Annotated in this window: 5 protein-coding genes; all 5 read left to right on the top strand. The window is 72.2% G+C overall.

Annotated elements, in window-relative coordinates:
- The 5 genes from E1161_RS04385 (at position 1) to E1161_RS04365 (ending at position 7,187) form a co-directional block, all read left to right on the top strand.
- On the top strand, positions 1–1,092 hold the full coding sequence (locus E1161_RS04385; protein WP_132619828.1) for an NADH:flavin oxidoreductase: 1,092 nt from the start codon (positions 1–3) through the stop codon (positions 1,090–1,092).
- Between the two features lie 275 nt (positions 1,093–1,367).
- Positions 1,368–2,129, top strand: a complete 762-nt coding sequence (locus E1161_RS04380; RefSeq protein ID WP_207920092.1) for an oxidoreductase — start codon at positions 1,368–1,370, stop codon at positions 2,127–2,129.
- A 52-nt stretch (positions 2,130–2,181) separates the two neighbouring features.
- Positions 2,182–3,378 (top strand): cytochrome P450, encoded by a 1,197-nt coding sequence (locus E1161_RS04375; protein WP_132619824.1) that lies wholly within the window; start codon positions 2,182–2,184, stop codon positions 3,376–3,378.
- A 29-nt stretch (positions 3,379–3,407) separates the two neighbouring features.
- Complete coding sequence (gene car, locus E1161_RS04370) at positions 3,408–6,800, top strand: carboxylic acid reductase (RefSeq protein WP_132619822.1); 3,393 nt, start codon at positions 3,408–3,410, stop codon at positions 6,798–6,800.
- A gap of 27 nt (positions 6,801–6,827) precedes the next feature.
- Positions 6,828–7,187, top strand: a complete 360-nt coding sequence (locus E1161_RS04365; RefSeq protein WP_132619820.1) for a nuclear transport factor 2 family protein — start codon at positions 6,828–6,830, stop codon at positions 7,185–7,187.
- The last annotated feature ends 30 nt before the right edge of the window (positions 7,188–7,217 follow it).

The following is a 7,217-nucleotide window of genomic DNA, read 5'->3' as shown; positions in this document are numbered from 1 at the left end:
ATGGCTACTCTGGACGAACCCTTCGCGGTGGGCGACCTGCACGTGTGCAACCGCATCGCGATGGCCCCGATGACCCGTATGCAGTCGCCCGGCGGCGTGCCGGGGCCCGAGGTCGCCGACTACTACGCCCGCCGCGCCCGCAACGGCGTCGGGCTGATCTTCACCGAGGGCACCTACATCGGCCGCCCGCAGGCGGCCGAGCACGAGGGCGTGCCGCACTTCCACGGCGAGCAGGCCCTGGCCGGCTGGCAGGAGGTGGCTCGGCGCGTGCACGAAGCGGGCGGCCGGATCATCCCGCAGCTGTGGCACACCGGCCTCACCCGCGGCGACCTCGACCCGCCCGCCGAGGGGCCCTCCGGCCTCGGCCTGGACGGCGCCCCGCACGGGGTGGCGATGACCAGGCAGGACCTCGACGCGGTGATCGCGGCCTTCGCCGAAGGCGCCGTGCAAGCCGAGCGCCTCGGCTTCGACGGCGTCGAACTGCACGGCGCGCACGGCTACCTCATCGACTCGTTCCTGTGGGAGCGCACCAACCGGCGCACCGACGGCTACGGCGGCGACCCGGCCTCCCGCGCCCGCTTCGCCGCCGAGATCGTGCAGGCCGTCCGCGCGGCCGTCAGCCCCGGATTTCCGGTGTTCTTCCGATTCTCGCAGTGGAAGGTCGGCCACTACGACGCGCGGATCGCGGAGAACCCGGACGAGCTCGCGGCGCTGCTGCGCCCGCTGGCCGAGGCCGGCGTGGACGTCTTCCACGCCTCCACCCGCCGTTACTGGCTCCCGGAGTTCGAGGGCAGCGAGCTCAACCTGGCCGGCTGGGCGCGCGTGCTCACCGGCAAGCCCGCGGTGACCGTCGGTTCCGTCGGTCAGGCCCAGCAGTTCGGCGACGGCGGCAGCCTCGCCGAGGGCTACACCACCCAGTCCGCGGTTACCGGCATCGACGAGCTGCGCGAGCGCCTGGCCCGTGACGAGTTCGACCTCGTCGCCGTGGGACGGACCTTGCTGTCCAATCCGGACTGGGCGGAGAAGGCGCTGCGCGACGACCTGACCGGCATCACGCCCTACGACCCGGCCGTGCTCGCGACCCTCTCCTAGGAGCTGGTGAGGAAGTGCTTTGCGCAGCGGTGCGGGTGGCGGAACCTCAGCGCCTCCGTGGACTCCGTGCGCCGCTCCTGATGCATGCCGATACACGGCGTCCCGGCGTACTCGCCACGAAGGCGCTGAAGAACCCGCGGCGGTGCCAGTTGCTCGGGTAAGAGGATCCGGCTTCGCCGCATTCATCAACAGCCCTCAGAACCTGACCGCACCTACTGGAATCTCCCCGGACGCACCGGCTTCCCGCGTCGGGCTGAACAGCGAAGGACATCGACTTGAGCCACGACGACCTCACCGGCAAGCGCGCAGTGGTGACCGGCGGCAGCCGAGGCATCGGTGCCGCGATCGCGCAGAACCTGCTCGACGCGGGCGCCACCGTGGTCACCGCCGCCCGCAGCGCCACCGACGACACCCCGCCCGCCTCGAAGTTCCTCGCCGCCGACCTCAGCACCCCCGAGGGCGTGCAGGAGTTCGCCAAATCCGCGCTCGGCGTGCTCGGCGGCGTCGACATCGTGGTGAACTGCGCGGGCGGCTGCCGCTCCTTCCAGACCGCGCTGGAGATCGAGAACGACTGGCAGCACACGATGGACGTGAACTTCCTGTCGGCGGTGCGGCTCAACGCCGCGCTCGTGCCGTCCATGCGGGAAGCCGGAGGCGGGGTGATCGTGCACATGTCGTCGACGGCGACGATCTCCTCGTACCCGATGATCCTGCACTACGCGGCCGCCAAATCCGCGCTGGAGGTCTACAACAAGGGCCTCGCCGTCGAACTGGCCCCGCAGGGCATTCGCGTCGTGTCGCTGTGCCCAGGCAACGTCGAAACCCCGGGCGCGGACGCCGCGCGCGACCAGATCGTCGACTACCTCGGCCTGGACCCGGACGACGACCACGCCCAGCGGTGGGCCGAGGAGGTCCCGCTCGGGCGGATCGGCCGGTCGCAGGACATCGCCGACGCGGTCAGCTTCCTGGTCTCCGACCGCGCCTCCTGGATCACCGGCAGCAACCTGGTGATCGACGGTGGCAAGAGCGCGATGTGACCGCTCCCGGCGACGGCACACCGACCACTCCGCAGGCGGAAGGACGCACACCATGACGGCGACAGAGCACGAGGTTCCCGACTACCCGTTCGCCCCGCCCGACCGGCTGCACGCCGACCCCGAGGCGCTGCGGCTGTCCTGCGCGCACCCGGTGCTGCGGGTGCGCCTGCCCTACGGCGGCGAAGGCTGGCTGGTGACCCGGCACGCGGACGTGCGCACCGTGCTGGCCGACCCCCGGTTCAGCAGGGCGGCCGCGGTGGGCCCGGACGTGCCGCGCACGGTCGCGGCCGGACTGCCCGGCACCTCCATGCTCAGCATGGATCCTCCCGAGCACAGCAGGCTGCGGCGCCCGGTGGCCAAGGTGTTCACCGCCCGCCGGGTCGACGCGCTGCGTCCCCGCGCCCAGGAGGTCCTGGACGAGCTGCTGGAGCGCATGATCGAGGCGGGCCCGCCCGCGGACCTGACGGCGGCGCTGACCTGGACGCTGCCGATCACCGTGATGTGCGAGCTGCTCGGTGTGCCGCTGGACGACCGAGACCACTTCACCACCTGGGTTGACCGGCTGCTGATCTTCTCCGATCCGGCCGAGTCCGCGCGGGCGCGGGAGCAGCTCAACGAATACCTCACCGGGCTCATCGCCGAACGCCGCGCCGCACCCGCCGAGGACCTGCTCAGCGCCCTGGTGCAGCTGACGGGTGAGGACGGCGGGCTCGACGACGCGGACCTGGTCAGCATCGGGGTCAGCCTGCTGTCGGCCGGGCACGAGGCCACCGCCAACCAGCTCGGCAACTTCGTCTACACGCTGCTGACGCACCCCGAGGTGTGGCGGCGGATCATCGACGACCCGTCGCTGGTGCCGGGCGCGGTCGAGGAGCTGTCCCGGTTCGTGTCCAACAGCGCCACCGCCGGGTTCACCCGCATCGCCACCGAGGACGTGGAACTCGGCGGCACCACCGTGCGCGCCGGGGACGCGGTGGTCTGCGAACTGGGTGTGGCCAACCGGGACCCGGACGTCTTCGGCGAACCCGACGTGCTCGACATCCACCGCGGGGCGGTCCCGCACGTGACCTTCGGGCACGGGCTGCACCACTGCCTCGGCGCGCAACTGGCCCGGATGGAGCTGCGGATCGTGTTGGGAACGCTGGCGGTGCGCCTGCCGGGGTTGCGCCTGGCTCAGCCCGCCGAGGAGCTGACCTGGCGCACGGACCGCCTCATCCGCGGGCTGCACGCCCTGCCGGTGACCTGGTGACCCGCCCGCACACTCACGGAAGGATGCGCATGTCCGAATCACTGGAAGGAATCAGCGCCGCGGTGCACGACTCCGGCACCGGGATCGCCGAGGTCATGGCTGCGGTGTCCGAACAGGACACCGGCCAGGGCCTGGCCGAGGTCATGGCCGCGCTGCTGGAGGGTCACGGCGACAAACCGGCGCTGGGCGAACGCGCCACCGACCCGGCGACCGGGCAGCTGCTGCCGCGGTTCGACACGCTCACCTACCGGCAGCTGTGGGAGCGGGTGCGGCAGGTCGCGGCGGCCTGGCACCACGCCGGGCTGCGCCCCGGGGACCGGGTCTGCTACCTGGGCTTCACCAGCACCGACTACGTGACGCTCGACCTCGCTGCCATCCACTTGGGGCTGGTCGCGGTGCCGCTGGCGGCCGGAGCCCCGCAGGCGCAGCTCGACCCGATCCTCGCCGAGACCGAGCCGGTCGTGCTCGCCGCCGGCGCCGGCTACCTGGACACCGCGGTGGAGTGCCTGCTCGCCGGGACCTCGGTGCGCAGCCTGGTGGTGTTCGACCAGGACCGGTCCGGGGCAGCGGTCGAGGCCGCGCGGGAACGCCTCGCCGCAGCGGGCAGCGCGGTCGTGGTCGAGACCTCCGGCGATCTGCTCCGCCAGGGCGCGGAGCTGCCCGCGACGCCCCTGTTCACCCCTGGCGAGGGCGACGACCCGCTGGCGCTGATCATCTACACCTCGGGCAGCACGGGCGCACCCAAGGGCGCCATGTACACCCAGCGGCTCGTCGGCACCGCCTGGTACGGGTTCACCTACGGCTCGGCGGACGTGCCGGTGGTCGGCGTGCACTACATGCCGCTGAGCCACCTGGCCGGGCGGTACTCGGTGATGACCTCGCTGGCCCGCGGCGGGACCGGCTACTTCACCGCCGCCGCCGACCTGTCCGCGCTGCTGGAGGATTTCACGCTGGTCCGGCCCACCGAGCTGACGATGGTGCCGCGGGTCTGCGACATGCTCTTCGAGCACTACCGGTCCGAAGTGGACCGCAGGAGCGGTGAACCCGGGGACGTGGAGGCCGCGGCCCGGGCCGGCGTGCGCGACGAGCTGCTCGGCGGGCGCGTCGCCAAGGCGATGGTCGCCAGCGCACCGCTGCCAGCCGAGATGAAGACGTTCCTGGAATCGTGCCTCGGGGTGCAGATCCACCTCGGGTACGGCTCCACCGAAGCGGGCGGGGTGCTGCTGGACTCGGTGGTGCAGCGCCCGCCGGTGCGCGACTACAAGCTCGTCGACGTCCCGGAGCTCGGCTACTTCACCACGGATTCCCCGCACCCCCGCGGAGAACTGCTGCTCAAGTCCGACACGCTGATCCCCGGCTACTACCGGCGGCCCGAGCTCACCGCGGAGATCTTCGACGCGGACGGCTACTACCGCACCGGCGACATCATGGCCGAGACCGCGCCGGACCGGCTGGTGTTCGTCGACCGCGCCAAGGACGTGCTCAAGCTCTCGCAGGGCGAGTTCGTCGCGGTCTCCCGGCTGGAGACGGTGTTCAGCGGTAGTTCGCTCGTGGAGCAGATCTTCCTGTACGGCAACGGAGAACGCGCTCACCTGCTCGCCGTCGTGGTGCCCTCGTCGGCCGCGCCGGTCGCCGGGGACGAGGCCGGGCTGAAGACCGCGCTGCTCGAATCCCTCCAGGACATCGCGCGGGACGCCGGGCTCAACTCCTACGAGATCCCGCGCGACCTGCTGATCGAGACGGAGCCGTTCAGCCCGGCCAACGGGCTGCTGTCGGACAACCTCAAACCGCTGCGGCCGCGGCTGAAGGAGCGGTACGGGCCCGCGCTGGAGCGGCACTACGCCGAGCTCGCCGAGCAGCACGTCGAGCGCTTGAGCGAGCTGCGGCGCGGCGGGGCGGACCGGCCGGTGCTGGAGACGGTCACCCGGGCCGCGCAGGCGGTGCTGGGCTGCTCGGACGCCGAGCTGCGCCCGGAGGCGCACTTCACGGAGCTCGGCGGGGATTCGCTGGCCGCGCTGTCCTTCGCCGGCCTGCTGGAGGAGATCTTCGGAGTCGAAGTGCCCGCCGCCGCGGTGCTCAACCCGGTTTCCGACCTGGCGGGTCTGGCCCGGCGCATCGCCGCCGGACGCACCGCCGCGACCGAGCGGCCGGTGGCGGGCGCGGTGCACCGCGGGGCACAGCTGCGTGCCGACGAGCTCGTGCTGGAGGAGTTCCTCGACGCCGACCTGATCGCTGCCGCGCCCGGCCTGCCGGGCCCGGAAGACCAGGCCCGGACCGTCGTGCTGACCGGGGCGAACGGGTACCTCGGCAGGTTCCTGTGCCTGGAGTGGCTCGAGCGGCTGGCCCCGGTCGGCGGCACGCTGGTCTGCCTGGTGCGCGGCGCGGACGCGGACCAGGCCGCACGGCGCCTGGAGGAAGCGTTCGACAGCGATCCCGAGCTGCACCGCCGCTACCGGGAGCTGGCCTCCGGCGCGCTGGAAGTCCTCCCCGCCGACATCGCCGAACCGCGGCTGGGGCTCGACGAGGACACCTGGACCCGGCTCGCCGCCACGGCCGACCTCGTCGTGCACCCGGCCGCGCAGGTCAACCACGTGCTGTCCTACGCGCAGCTGTTCGGACCGAACGTGGTGGGCACCGCCGAGGTGATTCGCCTGGCGCTGACCACCCGGCGCAAGCCCGTGACGTTCCTGTCCAGCATCGCCGCGGTCCCCACCGCGGATGCGACCGAGGACGCCGACGTCCGCCGCGCCGCTCCGGTCCGCGAGCTCGACGACGGCTACGCGAGTGGTTACGCGAACACCAAGTGGGCCGGGGAAGTCCTGCTCCGCGAGGCGCACGACCGGTGCGGGCTCCCGGTGGCGGTGGTCCGCTCGGACATGCTGCTCGCGCACCGCCGGTACGGCGGGCAGCTGAACCTGCCGGACGTGTTCACCCGGCTGCTGCTGAGCCTGGTGGCCACCGGCATCGCACCTCGCTCGTTCTACCGGGGCGGGGAGCGCGCGCACTACGACGGCCTACCGGTCGACTTCACCGCCGCAGCGGTGGCCGAGCTCGGCGCGCAAGCCCCCGCCGGCTACCGCACGTACCACGCGGTGAACGCCCACGACGACGGGATCTCGCTGGACAACGTCGTGGACTGGCTCGTCGAAATCGGGTACCCGATCCAGCGGATCGAGGACTACGACGACTGGTTCACCCGCTTCACCACCGCGCTGCGGGCCCTGCCGGAGCGGCAGCGCGCGCACTCGCTGCTGCCGCTGCGGCACGCCTTCGAGCAGCCGGGCGAGGCGGTGGCCGGTTCGGCGGTCCCGGCCGAGCGGTTCGGCGCGGCCGTGCGCGCGTCCGGCACCGACGTCCCGCACCTGACGGCCGAACTCATCCGCAAGTACGTCACCGACCTGCGCGCCCTCGACCTGCTGTAGGGCGCCCGGGGAAAACCGGAGGAACCAGTGGACAACGACATCACCACCGTGCTCGACGAGGGACTGCGCCTGCTCGAGGCGAAGGACTTCGCCGGGTTCCGGGCGCGCTGCACGGTCGGCGCGAGCCTGTGGGAGAACGACGGCAACGGCGAGCAGACCATCGACCAGCGGATGGCCCAGTTCGCGGAGTTCGCCGCCAACGTGGAATCGCTGCACTACGAGGTGCTCCGCCGGTTCGCGCGGGACGGCGAGGTGCTCCAGCAGCACGTGCTGCACGTGCTCGGCGCCGACGGATCACGCAACCAGGTCCACGCCGCGGTGTACTTCCGCTTCGACGGCGACCTGATCGACCGGATCGAGGAGTACGGCTACCAGGTCCCCGCCTGACGCTGCACCCCCCACCCCGAACAGTCCAGA

This window comes from Saccharopolyspora aridisoli, from assembly GCF_004348445.1.
In the GTDB taxonomy this organism is placed as follows: domain Bacteria; phylum Actinomycetota; class Actinomycetes; order Mycobacteriales; family Pseudonocardiaceae; genus Saccharopolyspora; species Saccharopolyspora aridisoli.
Note: the sequence above shows the minus strand (reverse complement) of the source record. Positions and strands in the feature narration are given on the sequence as shown.